Annotated in this window: 18 protein-coding genes; 1 reads left to right on the plus strand and 17 read right to left on the minus strand. The window is 52.4% G+C overall.

What is annotated here, in order from left to right; all coding sequences use genetic code 11:
• Window positions 1-2: 2 nt before the first annotated feature.
• From NDI45_RS18035 to NDI45_RS18055, 5 genes are all read right to left on the minus strand, one after another.
• Complete coding sequence (locus NDI45_RS18035) at window positions 3-350, minus strand: hypothetical protein (RefSeq protein ID WP_348248166.1); 348 nt, start codon at window positions 348-350, stop codon at window positions 3-5.
• Window positions 334-1938, minus strand: a complete 1605-nt coding sequence (locus NDI45_RS18040; protein ID WP_348248198.1) for a cryptochrome/photolyase family protein — start codon at window positions 1936-1938, stop codon at window positions 334-336. Before NDI45_RS18040 ends, NDI45_RS18035 begins: the two co-directional genes overlap by 17 nt.
• A 199-nt stretch (window positions 1939-2137) precedes the next feature.
• Window positions 2138-3283, minus strand: a complete 1146-nt coding sequence (locus tag NDI45_RS18045) for a DNA topoisomerase IB (RefSeq protein ID WP_348248167.1) — start codon at window positions 3281-3283, stop codon at window positions 2138-2140.
• A gap of 158 nt (window positions 3284-3441) precedes the next feature.
• Window positions 3442-3825 carry a BON domain-containing protein gene (locus NDI45_RS18050; protein ID WP_190789599.1) on the minus strand — a complete coding sequence of 128 codons (384 nt, stop codon included), beginning with the start codon at window positions 3823-3825 and terminating at the stop codon, window positions 3442-3444.
• A gap of 207 nt (window positions 3826-4032) precedes the next feature.
• Window positions 4033-4242 (minus strand): acetyltransferase, encoded by a 210-nt coding sequence (locus NDI45_RS18055; protein WP_190789598.1) that lies wholly within the window; start codon window positions 4240-4242, stop codon window positions 4033-4035.
• A gap of 359 nt (window positions 4243-4601) precedes the next feature.
• Here NDI45_RS18055 and NDI45_RS18060 point away from each other — a divergent pair, with 359 nt between their 5' ends.
• Entirely contained in the window at window positions 4602-5315 is a 714-nt protein-coding gene (locus NDI45_RS18060; protein WP_348248168.1) for a hypothetical protein, read from the plus strand.
• On the opposite strand, the gene NDI45_RS18065 is transcribed toward NDI45_RS18060, so the two are convergent.
• The 12 genes from NDI45_RS18065 to NDI45_RS18120 all read right to left on the minus strand — a co-directional run bounded on the left by NDI45_RS18065 (window position 5312) and on the right by NDI45_RS18120 (window position 19921).
• Window positions 5312-6424: a glycosyltransferase gene (locus tag NDI45_RS18065; RefSeq protein WP_348248169.1), complete on the minus strand. Its 1113-nt coding sequence runs from the start codon at window positions 6422-6424 to the stop codon at window positions 5312-5314. The genes NDI45_RS18060 and NDI45_RS18065 overlap by 4 nt on opposite strands.
• 7 nt (window positions 6425-6431) lie before the next feature.
• Window positions 6432-7640, minus strand: a complete 1209-nt coding sequence (locus NDI45_RS18070) for a glycosyltransferase (RefSeq protein ID WP_348248170.1) — start codon at window positions 7638-7640, stop codon at window positions 6432-6434.
• Window positions 7640-9844, minus strand: a complete 2205-nt coding sequence (locus tag NDI45_RS18075) for a glycosyltransferase family 9 protein (RefSeq protein ID WP_348248171.1) — start codon at window positions 9842-9844, stop codon at window positions 7640-7642. Before NDI45_RS18075 ends, NDI45_RS18070 begins: the two co-directional genes overlap by 1 nt.
• A gap of 14 nt (window positions 9845-9858) precedes the next feature.
• Entirely contained in the window at window positions 9859-10665 is an 807-nt protein-coding gene (locus tag NDI45_RS18080; protein WP_190793754.1) for a glycosyltransferase family A protein, read from the minus strand.
• 60 nt (window positions 10666-10725) lie between these two features.
• Window positions 10726-11841: a lipopolysaccharide heptosyltransferase II gene (waaF, locus tag NDI45_RS18085; protein ID WP_348248172.1), complete on the minus strand. Its 1116-nt coding sequence runs from the start codon at window positions 11839-11841 to the stop codon at window positions 10726-10728.
• Between the two features lie 33 nt (window positions 11842-11874).
• Window positions 11875-13374, minus strand: coding sequence for a D-glycero-beta-D-manno-heptose 1-phosphate adenylyltransferase (gene rfaE2 / locus NDI45_RS18090; protein WP_348248173.1), 1500 nt, complete (start codon window positions 13372-13374; stop codon window positions 11875-11877).
• The gene (locus NDI45_RS18095; protein WP_348248174.1) at window positions 13371-14129 is read right to left on the minus strand and encodes an HAD family hydrolase; all 759 of its coding nucleotides are present in this window, start codon (window positions 14127-14129) and stop codon (window positions 13371-13373) included. The genes rfaE2 and NDI45_RS18095 overlap by 4 nt, the downstream gene beginning before the upstream one ends.
• Before the next feature lie 146 nt (window positions 14130-14275).
• Window positions 14276-15001, minus strand: coding sequence for an SDR family oxidoreductase (locus NDI45_RS18100; protein ID WP_190793757.1), 726 nt, complete (start codon window positions 14999-15001; stop codon window positions 14276-14278).
• 106 nt (window positions 15002-15107) lie between these two features.
• Window positions 15108-17078, minus strand: coding sequence for a glycosyltransferase (locus NDI45_RS18105; RefSeq protein WP_348248175.1), 1971 nt, complete (start codon window positions 17076-17078; stop codon window positions 15108-15110).
• A gap of 201 nt (window positions 17079-17279) precedes the next feature.
• On the minus strand, window positions 17280-18284 hold the full coding sequence (locus NDI45_RS18110) for a glycosyltransferase family 4 protein (protein ID WP_190793759.1): 1005 nt from the start codon (window positions 18282-18284) through the stop codon (window positions 17280-17282).
• 49 nt (window positions 18285-18333) lie between these two features.
• Window positions 18334-18867 carry a hypothetical protein gene (locus NDI45_RS18115; RefSeq protein ID WP_190793760.1) on the minus strand — a complete coding sequence of 178 codons (534 nt, stop codon included), beginning with the start codon at window positions 18865-18867 and terminating at the stop codon, window positions 18334-18336.
• Window positions 18857-19921, minus strand: coding sequence for a glycosyltransferase family 9 protein (locus NDI45_RS18120; protein ID WP_190793761.1), 1065 nt, complete (start codon window positions 19919-19921; stop codon window positions 18857-18859). The genes NDI45_RS18115 and NDI45_RS18120 overlap by 11 nt, the downstream gene beginning before the upstream one ends.
• Window positions 19922-19928: the final 7 nt, after the last annotated feature.

A 19928-nucleotide genomic window follows, 5' to 3' on the forward strand; every position in this document is an offset into this window, starting at 1 on the left:
TCCTATGGTTTTTCTGCCGTTTCTGCGGGTTTGGGCAGGCTCGATCGCCCCTTCCTTCTCCAGGTGAGGCTATTCTGATTGAGCTGTTTCAGATAGAAATTAGGTTGAGTGATAATGGCTTCTGCGAGATCGATCGCCTGCTGGAGCTGCAATGCGGTGAGCTGTTGGTAGGCGGGAACCTTACCGCGTTCCAGAACTTCGTACCAGCATTGTCCCAACAAATTATCGAGGATGATGCGCTGAAAGCAGTGGTTATCGCTGACGGGAAACCTGCGCTGTTGTGCAAGCTGGGGCAGAGTACGATTCGTCAGTTCAAGATAGCGGCTGCGAAGTTCAAGCAGATGGGTCATGTGGATCAGGCTTAGAAGAATGGGGCGTGCAGGGCAGGAGGTATTCGGTTTGCTGATGGTTAATACGCCAGTCAGCGGCTTGCTGCTGGATTTGCGCCAGTTCTTCAGATGCGATGCGATTTAGGTTGAGCAGAATGTGCTTCATGCGATCGTTGTTTTGGAGCTTGGAATGGTGCCGCGCCAGAAAGTCCCAGTAAAAGAAATTGAACGGGCAGGCATCCGCTCCGGTGCGCCGTTTGGGGTTGTAATCGCAGTGCTTGCAGTAGTCGCTCATTGTGTTGACGTAGTTCGCTGAGGCAGCGTAGGGCTTAGATGCCATCAGTCCGCCGTCGGCGTATTGTCCCATGCCAATCACGTTTGCCTGCATTACCCAGTCATAGCCGTCGATAAAGGCAGTGTGGAACCAGTCCTGCAATTCCTGCGGTGAGACTCCGGCGATCAGAGCAAAGTTGTTGAGCACCATGAGCCGCTGAATGTGATGGGCATAGCCGATTTCTTTCACCTGATGGACAACCTGATGAATACAGTGCATCTGGGTTTCACCTGTCCAGTAGAAAGCAGGCAAGGGCTGCTGGTGGTCGAAGAAATTGCGATCGGGATACTCCTCGCCCATGTAGTGATAAATGCCGTGCATATATTCCCGCCAGCCCAGAATTTGCCGGATAAAGCCCTCGATGCTGCTGAGCTGCCATTCACCCTGGGGATCGTTGTACTGACTGTCGTAATAGCCCTGCTCGGCTGCCTGAATCACCTCGATCGGATGCAGTAGTCCCAGATTGAGATAGGGCGATAGCATCGCGTGCCACAGGGTTTGCTCGCCTGTGATCATCGCGTCCTGGTACGGTCCGAAGTTTGAGAGGCGGGTTTGAATAAAAAAGTCGAGCACTTGCCTTGCCTGCGATCGCGTTACTCCCCAGCGAAAAGGATCGATCTGCCAGTAGGTGTGGCTCTCTTTGAAGGCGGGGGACTGTTTGAGCCAGTCGATCACGTCTTGGGTAATGGCATCCGGTTCAAACCAGAGGGCTTCGGGCAGCGTTAGTTTTCCTTTGGGCGGCTTGCGATTTTCGCGATCGAAATTCCACCGACCGCCGAGGGGCTGCTTCCCCTGCATCAAGATATTGAAGCGTTGCCGTCCCTCGCGATAAAAGTCCTCCATAATCAGCCGCTTGCGGGAGTCTGCCCACTCCGTGAAGGCTGTCTCTGTCCAGATAAAGCGATTGCTGGGCGTGAAGGTGACCGTGCAGGGGAGATCAAGGGATTGAATCAGCAAGCGAAAGGGGCGATCGGTGGGGGTCATCACCCGCAGTTCGGTAATCCTATATTCCGCAATCCAGGCTTTGAGCGGCGTTTCAAAGTCTTCCTCGATTCGATATGTTACCTGCCATCCGGCTTCGCGAAGCTCCTGAGCAAAGTGGCGCATCGCCGACCAGACCAGGACGAGCTTTTGCAAATGGTAGGGCAGCTTTTGCGCGTGGCGAACAGATTCAATCAAGAGAACAGGCGTTTCCTGCTGACGCGAAAGACAGCTTTGGAGCGCAGATTGTTCTAGCCAGAGCTGATCGCCAAGAATCCAGATGCCGATCGTCATTGAGAAATGAGGGGGTGAGGAATTAAGGAGTGTGAGCGGTTCCATTGTCCCCTAAATTGCCCAGGCTGAGGGGCTTGGACATTTGGAGGAGAGCCTTTTCCTGAATTCGCGATTGTAGCGGCATCGGCGATCGCAATTGAGCCAGCCTAAAGGACTGGAACGAAGCTTACCGCTCAAACAGAACCTTGTAAAAATTTCCTCAAGCCGCGATCGACTTTTGCTTACTTTTCGCTGATTTTCGCTTCGGCTTTTCCGCTTCGGGCTGCAGGGCTGCGGTGTAAGCTTCTAGGACGGCGAGTACGGCGCGTTCTTCCTGACGGAGTTGATATTTAGCAGCTTCCACAGCTTCGATCGCCTCTTCAAGCTCGATTAGCGATTGGGTCAGGTCAAACAGCTTTTCTTCCAGGTAGGCATCCAGAATACTGGGGTGGACGTAGTATTTGCGACAAGTGGCTGGACGATTGCCCAGGCGTTTAGCGGTGTTTTTGATAGCTTCGGTAACGTTCTTTTTTGCCTGCGTTTGAGAAGAAAACAGTCCGATCATGTGCAGTTCTTGCAGGGCATGAACCGTGCCCATCCAGGTACGAAAATCTTTGGCAGTGAAGTTCTCTTGGGTAATCTCGTAAAGATAGTCGTTTACGTCTTTAGAGTCGATCGTCTGACGTTCACCGTTTTCGTCGATGTATTGAAATAATTCTTGCCCCGGTACATCACGACAGGATTTAACAATGCGGGCTAAGCGTCGATCGCCTAATTCAATTTCGTGTTCTACACCGCTTTTTCCGCGAAAGTGAAATACAATCTTCGTGCTGGTGACTTCGATATGCTCATCACGCAGCGTGGTGAGTCCAAAAGAATCGTTCGTTTGGGCATATTCTTCGTTGCCCACCCGGATCAGGGTTTTCTCTAAAAGCTGAACTACAGTTGCCAGCACTTTTTCACGGCGCAGACCGGGCAGGCGCAGATGGCGATCAGTTTGTTCGCGAATCAGGGGCAACGCCTGAGCAAAGCGCACCATGCGATCGAATTTAGTTTGGCTGCGGATTTTGCGCCAGTCAGCGTGATAGCGATACTGTTTGCGTTCTTTTGCATCGCGTCCGGTTGCTTGCAAGTGTCCGTCGGGTAATGGACAAATCCAAACGTCTGTCCAAGCGGGCGGAATAATTAATGCTTTGAAACGCTCTAGTTCTTCAGGATCCTGAATTGGACGACCATCTACGCCAAGATACACAAATTCATCTCCCGATCGTTCTCGACGAATGCCGGGAATGGTATCGCTAACATAGCGTAAACCAACTGCTTTAGCGGACTCGATCGGACTGATAGTAGATTCGGCGCTCAACATAGATTCTGATCCAAAAGATTCTGCCCTAAAAATTAGAAACAGGGCTAGATGCGCGATGCAATCTGCCCCTTTGTCGCTTTTTGGGAGGTAAGTTGAAACGTTAAAACGAGTTTGTGGTACAGCCTCGATCGAACGAATCAGTTTGGTGTTTTTGATGCTTAACCGACCGTCACCTGGCTGGTATCAACATTTGTTGCACCACTTACTCCACGGGCAACAGACGTCATTTTTTGCACGATTTCCTGATTTGGGGCTTTTCCTTTCAGAACAACCGTGCCGCCTGTTTGAGCCACATAAACCGTGTCAATGTCATCAATGCCCGGATCTTGGTCAAATGCCAGCGCAACTCGCTTTGCCAGACCGCTCTGATCGTATTCCCCGTTCAAGCCAACCCGCTCCGGAGGAATTGATTCCTGACCGCCTTGAGCTGCCGTTGCTGCATTACCGCCTTGAGCTGCCGCTGCTACATTTGCTTGAGGCTGAGCCTGAGCTTGATTTTGCTGAGGCTTCTGAGCTCCGAATAATCTTTGTAGCCAACCCATTGGCTGTATCTCCTCAAAATGGTGTTCACTATCCGTCCGCAGACGATACTTTTATTAGAAACAATTCATTGCAGTCAGCAATCGATCTAGAGACATAGGGAGTTTTTACCCCCTTATCTCGCTGCTTGAATCCTGCTTGAATGCTTTTTGCTCATGCCTGATCTAAGCAAAGCGAAAGAAAACCGATCGCCTTAGTTCGAGCAACAATTAGTTCGAGCGATAATCTGCATCTCGCCAGCAGCGAGGCAGCTCTTCTCCAGAAGGAAAAACTAGCGTGTCTTTCCCAATTTCTTCGGGCGGCTGTTCTTCCTGACCTTCCTGAATTCTGCCTTTAATCGTGTCGTGCGACGGGTTGATTAGCTCTTCTGTATCCATCACTTCGATTAATACACCCGTTTGTTTGTCTTGTAGAATCATTGTTTTAAGTTGAGATCTTTACTTTACTTTGAAAGTAACGAATGAAAGAACGGCTTATCCTCTATCAAGAGGGACAGTTTCCATAAATAGGTACCGAGAAATTGGAGAAATTGGATAAGTCCCAGGAAAGAAATCCGCTCAACGATGAGCAGACTTCCCTCGCAGGAAGGACGGTTGACGAAAACAGAATCCGATACGGTAAGGGGTAAGTTCGGTGAGAAGTGAGTCCCTGCAACGTTCCCTTGCTGAATCGGTTTCTTGCTGAATCAGCAGAACGACTTTGTGAGAACTGCTCTGTGACCAGAAGCTTGCGACTAAAGGCTTAAGCTGTGTGTTTTAGATAAAATTGGCAAACCGCTATGAGTAAACAGGTTATTGATCCACGAATTGCTCGACGAAGTGATCGACGACGCGAAGCCGTAATTAATCCTCATCCCGACCCGATCACCGGAGAAACTGGATCGCACCCGATCGCAACTGGAATTGGGGCAGGAATTGTCGGCACAATCGGGATGCTGGTGGGTTCTGTGACGGGTCCGGTGGGAGCGATTGCAGGCGCGGCGATCGGCAGTATTTTAGGTGGATTAGTGGGTAAGAGTGCTGCTGAAGCCACCCATCCAACGATCGAAGATTACGACGTGCAGGTGATTGAACCGCGCGATGTTCCCCGTGGAAGTGTTGCCTCGCATCGCCGAATTGAGCCTGTTTCTGTTCAAGCGGTTTATGCTTCTGGGGCCACCCCGCCAACGGTCGAGCAGTCCATTATTCATGCGGCGCTGCGCGGACGGAATTCTCTGGTTGCTAACGAAGATCAATACTGGCAGCAGCATTACACGGCACAGCCTTACTATCAATCGGGGTTGACCTACCGGGATTACCAGCCTGCATATCGTCTGGGCTACGAAGGCTACACGCGCTATCACGGCACAGGCATGAGCTACGACGAAGTTGAACCCGAACTTCAGCAGCAGTATGAGCAAGAGCGGCGATTGTCCTGGTTAGGTTGGGAGCAAGCCCGTCCTGCGGTGAGAGCAGGCTGGCATCGACTCGAGCAGGCATTTCGCGGTCGCTAATCCTTAGGACGAGGCACTTTCAATCGGGGAACTGGGGGACGATCGAGCAACTCTCGCCAGAGGGTTTCGTAGCGGTGCGTCATTGTTCCCACTGTGAAGTGAGCCAGCGCTGTATTGCGGGCTTGCTTACCGAGCTGATGCCGAAATTCGGGATTGTCTCGCAGGCGTTTGAGCGATCGAGCTAAGCCGTCTACGTCGTTTTTGTCGATCAGCAGCCCTGTTATCCCATCCTGAATCGCTTCCGGCATACTGCCAACTCGGGTTGCAATAACCGGACGCGCCGCCAGCATGGCTTCGACCATTGCCAGGGGAAACCCTTCCGATCGTGAAGGCATCGCCACCACGTCAAACTGGGGCAAATAAGACTGCGGGCGATCGACCCATCCTGGCATTTCCACTCGATCGCGAATGCCCAGATCGCTTGACAGCTTTTCCAGATTCGATCGTTCGCCGCCATCTCCCAAAATCACCGCCCGCACCTGGGGAACCCGTGCCACTGCTCGTAGCAAAATATCGTGTGCCTTCATCGCATCGAGTCGTCCGATACTGCCGACGGTGATTTGTGCTGGGTTCTGATATGCAGGCAACTCCGGTTCGCCCCCATCCGGCACCCCATTAGGGATGGAAATCACACTGTTTCTGCCCAGCGCGTAGAAATCTTCCATCTTAGTTGCGCTTGCCTGACCCACTGCCACATGAGCATCCGATCGCAAACAAAGGGCACGAGTTCGCCACAGGGTCAGCATATCCGTTGTCCGCAGGGGAAGCTGATCGACCCGCACCACCCGCACCTTAGGTAAGGACAGAGCTGCAGCTAAACCGATCGCCCCCGCCCAGGGTGTACACAAGTTGCAGTGAATAATATCAGGATGTAGCTGTTGAAATGTGCGGCGATGTTCTAAGAATGCTCCTATACCAGAAGCAGGAAGAATAAAGCGATCGATCTCTGAACGACTCGCAGCAATAAAATGAACAACCTTTTCATCAACACCCACAACAGTCAGATGAATTTCTGAAGAAACGGTTGCAGCCAGATGCGATAAACTGATCTCCGCGCCGCCAATTCCCGCAGAGTCTGTATAAACAGTGACGCGCAAAGGTGAAGTCATTTCTCTTTCAACTCACATCGCGATAGATTTGCAAATGTTTCTCAGCGATATCTGACCAGGAAAAAGACTGGCTGAACTCACAACCCACCTGAGCAAGATTTTGACGCAGTGAAGCATCAGACAGAATATGAGTAAGCGCAATCGTTAATTCTTCAACGGAACGGGGAGGGATAAAATAAGCGATCGAATCTGGCAATTCTGGATCAGGTGGACTTGCATAAGTCGCAATAACAGGAAGTTGATGCTGCATTAATGCCAGAAGCGAACCGCTCTTGAGCGTCACGCCATGATTAAAAGGTAAGACTCCGATATCTATACCTGATAAGTAGTCGGATACCGATCGCTCATCTAAATATCCGGTCATGTGAACGCTTGGTTGAAGTTGAAGAGAAGCAATGTGAGACTCTAATTTTTCCCAGTAGCGATCGGCTTCTGTACCTCGCAGTGCCAAACTTTCTACACCGCCGATCAGAAGCAGTTTTGCTCGCGGAATTTGAGTGATTACTTGCTGAAAAGCAGACAGCAGCGTTTCCAGTCCTTTTACCGGGTGCAGGAAGCCGAAAAACGCCACAAGCAGTGAATCGTTTGACCAGTTTAACCGCTGAAGAATTCGTAATTTTGCGTCGGTTTTATTGTGTTTTGCTTGCTCGATGTTGGGGGCGATCGGGATGCGATGGAGCCTTTCTTTTAGGGCAGGAAGCCGTTTAACGATCACTTGTTCTGCATCATGGTTTGTCGTAATTACGGCATCACTCAACGTGAGCAGAAAGCCGTCTTCCTCATCCCACCAGCCGCGCTGCTGTCCCCATTGCTTGAGGCGATCGAGCCACTGGGCAGGAAAATAGTCTGGCTCCCAGTTCCACCAGCCGTATTCGTGAATGGTGGTGACAATCGGCTTGTGCCAGCGCGTAAGCCGCAGCAGCAAAGGCAGCAGAAAAATCGATCGATCGAAGCCGTAGGTTCCCGCTGCGTGTTGCAGGTGCAGCAGGTCTGCGTCGGTTTGATGAATTGCCCGAACCAGGGAAAAAAGTTCGGTGATGTGCCAGCGATCGATCGCGCCTTTCACGGTTCGCTCACTGCCATTTGCAACCGATCGAGTGGTAAGGACGATCGACTCAACCCCGGATAGAGCCAACCTTTCGCGCAGATGCTGAGTGTAGTGTGCAACTCCGCAGCGATCGGGCTGGTAGGTTCCGGCAATCAGGGCGACACGCATCAGCAATTCTCCACAAAGGGAAGTTCAGATTCCAGAACAGGTTCCAGGACAGGTTTCAGAACAGAGAGGGCAGCCTGCACGATCGCTTCTGGCTCGATATCCAGACACTCCAGGTGGTAGGGACAGGCAAAGGCATAGCAGGGGCTACACACCGTCGGACGACGCAGCAGCCGAGAAGGACTATAGCGGGGTTGCCACTGGCACTCGTATTCGGTTCCGGCAAACATGACGACATTGGGCACTTGCAGCGCATCCACGATATGCATGGTTGAAGTGTTGTTGGTCAACACCAGTTTTGCGTTGGCAATCAGGGCAACCAGTTCCGGCAGGGTTGTCATTCCCATCAGGTCAACCGCTCGATCACCCAAAATCGATAAAATCTCCTGCGATCGATCGCGGTCTTTTTCAACGCCGGTGACAATCACTGACCATCCGGTGAGGTCGCTGAGACGACGGGCAGCTTCCGCAAAACGATCGGGGGCATAGTTGCGCGACTGGCAAGTTGTCCATGGATTGAGCAGCAGGTAGGGTGTTTCAGCAGGGATGCCTCTGGTATGCAGCAGATGAGCGATCGCGGTTTGTGCTTCTGGAGGAATGTGCAGCGACAGGGCGCGATCGGTGACGGTAAACCCGATCGACTCGACTAGTCGCAGATTGCGATCGACCTGATGAATTTCGTCGGGAGCAGGCGGAACAGCATGGGTGAGCGTTCCCAGATCGGTTTCTTTGGATTCGCCCAGTCGTAGAGGAATGCCTGCCAGCGCACAAATGAGAGCTGCCGGATGGGGACTCTGGCTAAAGCTAGTGAGAATGATGACAGCATCAAATTGCCTTTGTCGCAGCCTGTCGATCAAGTTCCATTCTCGTGCCGGGTCAAAGTCCAGCCGTCCGAGATCCTGCCACAGCACCCGCCAAGGCAATCCTGCATCAATCCAGGGCAGCAAAGGTTCCGTGAGCATTCCGCCTGGACTTGCCATCAGCGTAATCTTTGCATCAGGCAGATTTTCCCGCAAGGCACGTAGCGTTGGGGTTGTCATCATCACATCGCCGATGTTGTCCAGCCGCATCACCAGCAGATTCTTCACCGATCGCCAGTCAGAATTTGACTCCGTGGGGGAGGGGGGCAAGGGCGTTAAAGAGGCAATGGCTCCTAAAGGGGAACTGCTTCGCCTTGGATCAGGAGCTATTTCTTTGCAACGGGACAGCAGCGATCGCGCAGCCTCCAACACTTGCGCCGGAGTAATTTCATCCAGGCAGGTTTGCCATTCCAACGGACAGTTGCCGCTATACCAGCAGGCTTGCTCGGTGAAATTGTGAATTCGACGATCGCCGCACTGCGGATAGCCCTGAAGATTTACATGGGGTTCCGGCTGCCCATAGCGTCCGTGCCAGGAAGGTCCCAATAAGGTGATAGTGGGCGCGTTGACTGCTGCCGCAATTCGCACGGGTCCGGTATCCGCTCCGATGACCAGATCGGCAAACGAGAAAGCGGCTGCTAACTGCCGCAAACTACCCCGCTCCCAAAGTGAAACTTTGCCGTCTGAACCATTGCCACCTATTGCCTCTGCGATTTGCACTGCCTGATCGCGATCGGCTCCCACCACAATCTGAATCGACGCGCCGTACTGCTGCTGAAGGGCTTGCCCAAGCTGCACAAAATCAGCCTCCGCCCAGCGTTTGATCGCCATTCCTGCATCAATGCAGAAGAACACTAGCGGACGATAAGCTGCCCCGATCTGCCGCTGTGCCTCCAGCTTCTCCAATACTGTCAGATGAATCTCTGCCTGACGCTGCATCAACGCTGGCTGGATCAGTCCCTCTTGCTGAAGGATCGCCAAAAATCGATCGCTCACCAGTTCATTCTCAGGCGGCGATCGCCAAAGATTCGTGACGACCCGCTCCGCGTTTGACTGCTGTACCGCTTCTGCAATGCCGTCATAGGTGGTATCCGTGACGATAAGATCAAACGATTCGCTGGCAAGCAGGCGATCGAGCGAAGCTCTTGCCTCGCCCCGTGGCGCAATCACAACCTGATCGATCAGCGGATCGGTCTGCAAAAGCTGCTCCCCAGGAGCAAAGGTGAGAACCGTGACACGAGCCGCCGGATGGGACTTTGCCAGTGCATGAATCGCAGGCAGCGCAATAATCAAATCACCAATGCCGCCCAAGAGTTCGATGAAGAGGATGCGGTAGGTGTCACCCATAGATCTAACACCAATTAAATTGAAAGCAACTGTGGTGCATCATTATGCCGATCGTGAATGGTTGTCGGAATCTCCTGGTGATACACGCCGGAGGGCATCACGCCACAGCCACCGTAGGTAGACATGACTCGAAGCTGCGCCAATACGTCTTCGCCGCAGTGGTTTTCTGGCAGGTCACGCCAAAACTCGAAACTGCCCACGTTTAGCAATTTGGCTCGATCGTATAAAACGCAGCCGCCGATCCAGGCAACGCGATATTTGCGAGGGCGATCGGGCGTAATGTTATGCTGCTGCTGGACGTGATAGAGATTTGCGGCGTTGTGTAGTTTATATCGCTCCCATTGCGGCGTTCCCGATCGCACGATTTCTGGCTCAACTGCTCCTTCCCACCACTCCAAAATTTGCTGATGCGGACGGACATCCTGCTTGAAGCTTAAACCGATCACCGCCGAGCCGACAAAACCACACTGCTCCTGCTGAATCGTCTGCATGAGTAGCCCGATGACCCACGGTTCTAGAATGAGATCATCGTCCAGAAACAGCACATAGGGAGCCGTTGCCTGATCGAGGAGAAATTGCCGATGTTCTGCGAGGCCGCGCCGAGGTAGATGCCTGTGGGTGGCGATCGAATGTCCGTGTGCTTCCAGAACGCGCAGGGCTGCAATCACTTCTCCAGACTGGAATGTGTTGTTCGTTTCGGTTTGATCGGAAACAATCACGCGAAAATTAGTAAACGTCTGAGCGCACAGACTGGTTAACGTGACTGCTAAGGCAGCAGAACGATTACAGGTTGGAATCAGAACATCTAAAGCCGGATTCATAAAGACAATACAGAATGATTTCTAATTAACCAGCAAGAATACGATGCTAATAATTTGAAACTAACAAGGAATTAAAGAGCCAGTATCGATCGCAGGAGATATATCTACCTCAGAGAGCAATTCGATCGCCGCCTTAACGACATCATTAGGATCAACAAGTCGCAAACAGTGGTGATGTTCTTCAGGACAAACGCTCTTATAACAAAGGCGACAGGGAACTTCATGATACAGAACACGATTGGGAACACGCCAGGGAGTATGCTGAAGATTCGTTAGTGCATATAGGTCTACCACAGGCGTACCCACCGCAGCCGCCAAGTGAGCGGGTCCAGTGTTATTAGAAATAAGCAGTGGGGCGATCGACAACAACGCTGCCATCTCCGATAAATTGAGGCGATCGACCAGCGAAACAGAATTTGCCTGCATTTCCGTCTGGATGAACTGCACCAGTTCCCGTTCCGGCGTGGTTCCCGTCAAAATTACCTGCAAGCCGAATTCCTGCACGAGTCGCCGCGCTGCGATCGCAAACAGTTCGGGTGGATAGCGACGCGAAGGAGCCGTTGCCCCCGGATGAATTACAACCCACGGCTGCTGTAAATCTACCCCCTGGGCTGCTAACAGGTGGCGAACGCGATCGACTGCTTCTGCGGGGATCTGGAGCTTCATGCGATCGTCTTCGAGGCTGAAGCCAACACTGCTGACCAGATCAAGCTGTCGCTGTACCTCATGGCGAATCATCTGTTCCGGTTCCGGGTCTTTGATCCAGTCGGTCAGCAACTGATAGGAATTTTCGTGACAGTGCGCTAGCCGCAAAGGAATATCCGCCATGTAACACAAAAACGCCGACGGCAAAGGATTTTGGCTGTAAACGGTAAAGACAACGGCAGCATCAAATTGCCCCGATCGCAGCTGCTCGATCATTTGAAATTCAGGCTGGCTATTGGGTCGTGGTGCGGTCGCTTTGAGCCAGGGAGCATCGTAAACAATCACGTCATCGATTTCGGGAATCAAGGGGGCGATCGTTGCACCGGCCTGAGAAGTCATCAGCGTGATTCGGCGAGGAGAATTAGAAGATGCTTTTAAGGCACGCATTGCAGGCGCAGTCATTAACACATCTCCGATCGAATCCAGCCGAACGCAGAGAATATTTTGGGCAGTGTTCCAGGAAATAGACATGGGAATGGAGTCAGGAATAGAACGGGGAATGAGTTAGCGATAAAGCTGGGGTGGGGATGGGGCAGCAGAAACAGAACGAATTTGCTCGATCGTGCGCGTGGTCGATCGGTTTTCCACAAACGAGAGAATGTGAACAACACCGCCCAATTGCTCAACCAGGGGAGCTTCCGGCAATGTTTCTCGCGTATAGTCTCCGCCTTTGACAAACACGTCGGGGCGAATGATTTCAATCAAATGGTGGGGAGTCAATTCAGAAAAAGGAATCACATAATCCACGGATTCCAAAGCAGTTAAGACGGTGAGGCGATCGTCTAACGCATTCACAGGTCGCCCCATTCCCTTAAGCTGACGCACGCTTTCATCGCTGTTCACGCCGACAATCAGCACATCACCCAACGCTTTTGCCTGCTGTAGGTAAGTGACATGACCGGAATGCAGCAAATCAAAGCAGCCGTTGGTAAACACAATTCGTTTTCCAGCAGTGCGGTGTGCTTCAAGGCAGCGAACGATTTGAGCGCGATCCAGGATTCGCTTGTTGGATACCGCAGGACGATCGGGCTGGAACTGCTGCCGTAATTGATTCGCTGTGCAAACGCTGGTTCCAGTTTGCTGTACCACTATCTGCGTTGCTGTCTTGGCAATCTGAGCCGCGATCGACACCGAAGCCTGCGCCGCCAAACTCAATGCCAGAGCTGTAATAAACGTATCACCCGCCCCAGAAGTGTGATTCGCAGGCACAGGCTGAGCTGGAATCTGAATCGGAGAACTCCCCGTCTGAAATAAAACTGCGCCTTCGCTATCCAACGTTACCGCAACGATTTTCGCGCCTGTGAGTTCCAACAATCGATCGCCACAAGGCAAAACTTGAGCCACCCGATCGCCCTTCTGAACAGGCAGTTCGAGGAGGCGGATTGTTTCCCCATAATTCGGCTTGACTGCCGTAGGTTTGACGCGCTGATAATTCGCAAGCTGCTTGGAATCGATCACCAAAGTTCGATCGTGCTGTGCCTGTAATTGGGCGATCGTCTCAATTAATCGCGGCGTGAGAATGCCATAGCCATAATCGGAGAGAATCACTGCATCCACTTGCGGAAAAAGCTGCGTCAGGCGATCGATTATCCCTGTTTCCAGCTCTGCTGAAATTGCCGCCGTGCTGCCCTGATCAAACCGCAGCAAAATCTGATTTTGTGACACAATCCGCTGCTTTGCCAGCGTCGCCCGATCGTGCGAAACGATCAAATGATTTCCCTCAAGCGATCGCTGCTGGAGGCTGTGCAAAAGCCGATCGCCTTCCGAGTCCTGCCCAATCACTGACAATAAAACTGGACGTGCCCCCAACGCCGCCACATTCGCCGCCACATTTGCCGCCCCGCCGGGAAAATCCTGTCGCTGATCGATCGCCACAACCGGGACTGGAGCCTCCTGACAAAGGCGATTCGCATCCCCAGCCAAATACGCATCCAGCATAACATCGCCAACCACCAGGACGCTAAATGACGACCAGCGATCGATCGAAGAAAGCAAATCGTTCATCGGCAAATCGGAGGGAGAGTGGATGGAAAAGGGAACGAAAGAGAGAAATCAGAACGATCGATTGCGAGAATCACACGAGCAGCCGCACCCAAATCAGAAACAAGATGATGCGGTAAACGCTGTGGAGATAGCTGCCACTCGGTTTCATTACCGTTATCGATCAAGATAGTGCGACAACCCGCGGCACGTCCGGCAGCCACATCATGCAAAATATCGCCAATAAACCAGGACGTACTCAGATCAATCTGGTGATCCGCTGCCGCCTGAAGCAGCAAACCCGGCTCCGGCTTTCGACAGGAACAGTTTATCGTATACGGGGCGATCGTTCCGTCTGGATGATGCGGACAATAATAAAACCCCGCTAACGGAATCCCAAACCGAGCAAGCTCCCCGGTGAGATGCTGTTGGACGATCGCCAGAGCCGTTTCCTCAAAATAGCCTCGTGCAATTCCTGACTGGTTCGTAATGATAAACAGCTTGTATCCCGCCTCATGGAGTCGTTGCAAGGCTTCGATCGCCCCTTCGCACCACTGAATTAAAGCCGGGTCAACGTTGTAGGGAACGTTCTCAATTAGCGTTCCATCTTTATCGAGAAAAACCGCTTTTTGAGGGAGAGTTTGCATTGGCAGGTTGCTTTTTTTGATACTGCTAATTGAGTGAGCGGTTTGAGTCAGGGTTCCGGCGTTCCAGATTGCCCCTAAATCCTTTAATTCCTGGAGGGCTTTGAAGTTGCTTAGCTTGCTTGGCGAACTCATAGAAGTGCCTTGTTGGGGGTTAGGCAAGAGTTTTCCTAACAGTCCTATTTTCACATTTGCAAGTTGCTCTTCTGAATCTCAAAGCCCCCCCGAATTGGGGAATTTAGGGGGCGGTGTAGAATCTCCAATGCGCTTTAAACAACCGCTTAGGGCCAGGAAGACTCCCGCATCGGAATCACTGTCACCTCTGGAATGACTGTTTCGGCAGGTTGCAGCAGCACATAGCGAATCGTGTCCGCCACATTGCGCGGATCTTGCAGCACATTTGGATCGAGCTCCGGAAATCGATCGAGCAAGAAAGGTGTTCTCATTCCGCCTGCCACGATCGCCGTTACCTTCACCCCATGCGGACGACCTTCAACGTGCAGCGCATGGCTCAAACCCATTAGTCCCCATTTACTCGCATGATAGGCAGATGCATTTGCCCAGGTCCGTTTAGCTGCCGTCGATGCCACATTCACGATATGCCCGCTGCCCTGCTGCTTCATGAGCGGAAAGACCTGCTTTGCCAGAATAAACGGAGCGCGTAAATTCACACTCAAAATTCGATCCCAATCATCGATCCCCATTTCTTCGATCGATACCGTTAAATCCGTTCCGGCATTATTCACCAGAACGTCAATTTTGCCGTGCTGATCGATGATTTTTTGAATGCTGGTCTGAATCTGCTGCTCGTCTGTAATATCTAGCGACAAAGCATACGCCTCTAACCCGCGATCGCGTAGCTTTTGCGTCAACGGCTCTGCCAGATCCATCCGAACGTCCGCAGCAACAACGATCGCCCCCGCTTCTGCTAAACTCTCACAGATCGCAGCTCCCAAACCGCGTCCGCCACCAGTTACCAGCACTACTTTTCCAGTCAACGTTTCCATTTCAATTCACTCCTATCAATTCGTCTCAAATTTATTCATTGCACAATCCACGATCGCCCCTCATCCCTTTATCTCCTCCTCACCCATCCACCCCCTTATCCACCCTTCATCCCCTCACTCCCCCAGCCTTCAACCCCATCCCTTCTACACTCGCCATCGTTCTCTCGTACTGCGGCGTTTCCCACTGTCCTAATCGAGCCGTTTCATTCGGGGCAGCAGCAAGCAATTGTTCCTCGATCAGTTCGCAGAGCAGGTGCATCACCATCAACTGCACTTCCTGAATGCGCTGAGTCTCGATCGCCGGAACCACGATCGCAATGTCTGCTAAGTGCCGCAGTTCACCACCCTCTCCGCCGAGTAGGGCGATCGTCGTCAGGTTTGCCCGTCGTGCAGCTTCAAATGCAGCAATCACGTTTTTCGATCGTCCGCTGGTACTGATGCCGATGAGCAGATCGTGCGGCTGGGCAAAAGTTTCAACCTGACGCGCAAAGATATTGTCATAGCTGACATCGTTTGCCCAGGCGGTGACAAATGCTGTGTCTGCTGTTAGTGCCATTGCCGGAAGTCCGGCGCGATGGGGACAGCAAAACCGCCCAACCAGTTCGGCTGCCAAATGCTGAGCGTCTGCCGCACTGCCGCCATTACCGCAAATCAGCAGCTTACCGCCCCGCAGAAAGCAGTTGCTCATTGCCTGAGATGCCGCTTGAATTGTCGGACGCAGAAGCCGTTGCGATCGCTGCACTGCTTTGATCACCGTCTCAAAGCCGCGGTCAAGGATTGCCATCTGGTTTGCCTCGATGCCTGCCACGGTTGAAACCCCGCTCAGCACTTCTTCATACAGGGCTGCGACTGCGCTGGTCACTTTCTGCCAGGTGAAATGCTCCTGACTGCGGCGAATTGCTTGCCGTCCAAACAGGTTCCGAAGCTGCGGGTTGCCCAGAAGATGCTGAAGCCGATCGGCAAGGGCCTCAGGCTCATTGGGAGGAACGAGATAACCCGTTTCACCATCTTTCACCGTGAATTTAACGCCGCCCACATTTGCACCGATGACGGGTGTGCCGCAAGCCATTGCCTCGATCGGCGTAATGCCAAACGGCTCGTACCAGGGAGTAGTCACAAACACATCTGCTGCGCTGTAGTAATACTTCAGCACCTCCCGTCCCCGTCTGCCGACAAAGGAGATTCGCGTTGCCACACCCAATTCTTGAGCGATCGTGTTGAGTCGCCCAATCTCAGGTGTTAATTGCGGGTCAGGGGTTTCGGCTTCGCCGCCGACAATAATCAGTCGTGCTGCAACAGGCTGTTCCTGCTGCAATTGCGCTTTTTGCAACTGTTTCTTTTGTAGCTGTGCAAACGCCCGAATCACATTGTCCACGCCTTTTCGCGGAACCATTCGCCCCAACTGCAAAATCAATGCTTCATCCGGCGGCAGTCCCAGCGTTAACCGGGCGCGGGTTTTGTCGATCGCCCAAAATTCCAACGGGTCAAAGCCACAGGGAATAATGCCGATGCGGCTGGGGTGAGCGTGATAGAGATTGAGCAAATCTTCCCGATCCTGCGGACATTCGGCGATGATGTGATCTGCTTCCTGCACAACCCGATCTTCCACCGCAAAGCGATCGTCTGGAAACTGATCGGCATCACCCTGATACAGTCGCCGCACCCGTCCCAGCGCGTGAAACGTCACCACAAACGGAATCCCTAAAACCCGTTTCATGTCTGCCGCAACCAGCGCAGACATCCAAAAATTTGCGTGAACCAGATCGTAGGATGTCTGGGAGTGACACCAATCCACCATAAATGCGGTGAATTCGTTCATATACGGCAGCAGCTTTTCTTTAGGCATTGCCACCGCTGGACCTGCGGGAACATGAATGACACGCACGCCCTGTTGCCAATCCACGACTTCCGGCAAATGATCAGCATCACGACGCGTAAACACATCTACGTGATAGCCGATCGCCGCCAGATGCTTTGCCAACTGCCCCACATACACATTCTGTCCACCGCTATCAACACCGCCAAAGATGCCAAGTGGCGTTGCATGTTCGCTGATGAGTGCAATTCGTTTGGTCATAGGTGTCTTAAGAGAATAGGGTGAAGATTCAGAAACGGATTTCGGATTGATGACTGGGTTGAAATTGATGACTGGCTTAAATGATTGAGTGGAACCGAGCGATCGGGTGAAGCGGGTGAAGAAGTTTGAGAGATGCTTGAAGCGTGTGAGCGGTACGTTGCCTCCTAAATTTTCTAGTGCTGGGGAGCTTTGAAGCCCGGATTAGGCTCGGTTCCCCTCCAGAATCGACTTGCCAGAGCGGTGGCTCGAATTGAAACCTCCTTTCAAACTCATTGCCTGTTCAAACGCCGCATTCCAATTGCGGACAAATCGCTCGATCCCAAAGCGCGATCGTGCCTGTTCTTTGGCTCCCTGGCTCAGTCGATGGGCAGCTTCGGGGTTATCGATTAGCATTTGCATTCGATCGACTAAGGCATTCACGTTAGTATCCACAAATCCAGACACATCGTTTTCCACGACCGTTGCCAGTTCTGTTGTTGCCAGTCCCACGATCGGCATTCCCAGCATCATTGCTTCACAAACTGCTAATCCCAGGCTGGTATAGCGCACCGGATGAAAGAAAAAACGATATCGCGCTTCAAACGCAGGAAGCTGAAGATGCGTGACTTCACCAATGCCGCCCAGCGATTCTGCGTCCATGCCGACTAAATCGAGGGGGATCGATCGCTTCACCTGCTCAAAAATATCTGCGCCCAGCCGTCTACCGCGCTTCCGCAAACCGTTCGCTACCACGATCCCGCGCGGTAATTCTCCGGTGTAGGTAACCCGATCAGGAACAACGACACCATGCTCAACAACACAGGTTGGGGTGCGGTTGTTCTGCCACATCAGTTGATTGAAATGGGTGACGTGAACCAGCAGCGTTTCCGGGTCGTCTACCCAGTGGGCGGTATCGGTGGGCTGTTCGCGAGGTGGGTCATGTTCCAGATACAGGCGCGGCAAATCTCGCTGTGCTTCGGAAAGAATGTCGTACTGATCTTCCTGGTAATTGCGGCGCGACTGAAACAGAATACAGTCAAACTGCTGATGCTGCACTTCCTCGGCGGGAATATCATGCACATTCTCACCCCAGGGAAATCCGCCCAGCCGTCCGCCGTATCCTTCAGGTTTGCCCGGCTTGACAGGCAGATAGAAATCGTGGGGAGCCTGAGTCAGATAATACAAATAGCTGCCGTGAACGTGCCAGGTGAGAATTTTCAAACGCATAGTGAATCAATCGTGAATCAAATTTAACCAAAACCATCAGGAAAAACAGTTAAGCCATCGCTGTATCAGCCGGCTGCACCGGGAAAGAAGAAGACGAAATCAAATGAATCGTCTGAGCAGGAATCAAATTAACCGATCGCAGCAAATGAAGCTGATACTCCAGAGCATCAACCGGATCAAGCGGCGGCTTAACGCAGTGTGACAAAACCCCACCGCCAAACTCACAGGACTGGCCCACACGAATCGGAATGCCTGCAAGATAGCAACAGTATGCTATGAGATAAGGAGACTGTTGCGGCAGGGTGAATACGATCGCAGCATCAAACGATCGCGCTTTAAGACTCTGAATCAGACTGCTTGCGTGATCGGTCAGATCGAAAAAAGGAGAAGGAAAAGGAATCAGATCTAGCGTGGCAAGCTGTTGATCAAATAACGAATCTGGAAATGCGGCAAGAACAGAAATGCTAGTCTCCGGCAGGCTTTGCTGAAGCAGCGGCAAACTTTGAATCAATTCAGATTGACTGTCCTGATCCAAAAGACTCACCAAGAGAAGCCGCTTGACGCGCTGCCAATCAGGATGCATAAGACACCTCCTCGATGTGCAGCAAATTCAACGCTTCCCGCAAAACTTGCATCGGCGTTGCTGGCGGATACAGATGGGCATTTTCCAGCGACGGCATCACCACAATTTTGTGACGATCGCGATCGAGCGGTGCCCAGCGATGCGGTTCAGACTGCGAGAAAATTACCACACTTTTGACCTGAACTGCTGCCCCTAAATGCGAAACCCCAGTGTCGTTACAAATCAGCAAGCCTGCCTGCTGCAATAGCAACGCGAGTGCCCCCAAACTCGTTTTTCCTGCCAGGTCAATTGCTGGATACTGCATTGTCTCTGTCACTTTTTGAGTTAGCCCTTTTTCATCAGCCGTTCCCGTCAGCACAATCTGAAAATCCTGAGCCGCCAACGCATCCGCAACGACAGCAAAATGCTCGCAGTTCCAGCGGCGATCGGCGGTACTGGCTCCCGGATGGATGCAAATGTAGGACTTCGGGCGAAGCTGATAAGCTTTCAAAATAGTGTTGCACTCGTCGCGATCGGCAGCAGTGATAGGAAACTCCAGCGATTCTCCCTGCGTAGCAAGGCCCAAAAACTTCAGCAAATGGAGAGGTCGCTGCACTTCAGGCAAATGCTCTGGGTAGGGCAAAAACCAGTCGATATGGGGGCAGAACTGCCGCTGCGGAAAAAAGCCTGCCGTGCGTTTTGCACCCAGCAGCAGCGTAAAGCTATTCATTGCCGAACCGTTGCCGTGCATTTGTAGTGCCAGATCGAACGGCGCCTGCTGCACCTGCTGCATAAAAGCGATCGTCTGCTCTGCTACAAAAGGCACTTCGGGAATGCCAGGATAGCCGGGAAACTCCAGCCAGCGATCGAGATAGGCACTGAATCGCTGCACAAACGCCTTTGTCCAGGGCAGCCCAATCAACGTAATCTCTGCGGCAGGAAACACCGATCGCAAGGCACGAAAAGCAGGCACACTGCACAGCAAATCGCCTAATCCCGGCAGCGCACGTACGATCGCAATTCGCTGGGGGGCAGGGTCATCAAATTGAAGATGTCCACTGATCAAAGTCTCCATTGCCAGT

Source organism: Leptolyngbya sp. GB1-A1 (genome assembly GCF_039962475.1).
In the GTDB taxonomy this organism is placed as follows: Bacteria; Cyanobacteriota; Cyanobacteriia; order Elainellales; family Elainellaceae; genus Leptolyngbya_A.

Coding starts and splice junctions, on each gene's coding strand:
- NDI45_RS18050 (WP_190789599.1), bottom strand. CDS start 3,825: ATGGGTTGGCTACAAAGATTATTCGGAGCTCAGAAGCCTCAGCAAAAT.
- NDI45_RS18110 (WP_190793759.1), bottom strand. CDS start 18,284: ATGCGTTTGAAAATTCTCACCTGGCACGTTCACGGCAGCTATTTGTAT.
- NDI45_RS18075 (WP_348248171.1), bottom strand. CDS start 9,844: ATGGGTGACACCTACCGCATCCTCTTCATCGAACTCTTGGGCGGCATT.
- NDI45_RS18060 (WP_348248168.1), top strand. CDS start 4,602: ATGAGTAAACAGGTTATTGATCCACGAATTGCTCGACGAAGTGATCGA.
- NDI45_RS18040 (WP_348248198.1), bottom strand. CDS start 1,938: ATGACGATCGGCATCTGGATTCTTGGCGATCAGCTCTGGCTAGAACAA.
- NDI45_RS18065 (WP_348248169.1), bottom strand. CDS start 6,424: ATGACTTCACCTTTGCGCGTCACTGTTTATACAGACTCTGCGGGAATT.
- NDI45_RS18095 (WP_348248174.1), bottom strand. CDS start 14,129: ATGAGTTCGCCAAGCAAGCTAAGCAACTTCAAAGCCCTCCAGGAATTA.
- rfaE2 (WP_348248173.1), bottom strand. CDS start 13,374: ATGAACGATTTGCTTTCTTCGATCGATCGCTGGTCGTCATTTAGCGTC.
- NDI45_RS18035 (WP_348248166.1), bottom strand. CDS start 350: ATGACCCATCTGCTTGAACTTCGCAGCCGCTATCTTGAACTGACGAAT.
- waaF (WP_348248172.1), bottom strand. CDS start 11,841: ATGTCTATTTCCTGGAACACTGCCCAAAATATTCTCTGCGTTCGGCTG.
- NDI45_RS18100 (WP_190793757.1), bottom strand. CDS start 15,001: ATGGAAACGTTGACTGGAAAAGTAGTGCTGGTAACTGGTGGCGGACGC.
- NDI45_RS18055 (WP_190789598.1), bottom strand. CDS start 4,242: ATGATTCTACAAGACAAACAAACGGGTGTATTAATCGAAGTGATGGAT.
- NDI45_RS18045 (WP_348248167.1), bottom strand. CDS start 3,283: ATGTTGAGCGCCGAATCTACTATCAGTCCGATCGAGTCCGCTAAAGCA.
- NDI45_RS18120 (WP_190793761.1), bottom strand. CDS start 19,921: ATGGAGACTTTGATCAGTGGACATCTTCAATTTGATGACCCTGCCCCC.
- NDI45_RS18115 (WP_190793760.1), bottom strand. CDS start 18,867: ATGCATCCTGATTGGCAGCGCGTCAAGCGGCTTCTCTTGGTGAGTCTT.
- NDI45_RS18105 (WP_348248175.1), bottom strand. CDS start 17,078: ATGACCAAACGAATTGCACTCATCAGCGAACATGCAACGCCACTTGGC.
- NDI45_RS18070 (WP_348248170.1), bottom strand. CDS start 7,640: ATGCGTGTCGCCCTGATTGCCGGAACCTACCAGCCCGATCGCTGCGGA.
- NDI45_RS18080 (WP_190793754.1), bottom strand. CDS start 10,665: ATGAATCCGGCTTTAGATGTTCTGATTCCAACCTGTAATCGTTCTGCT.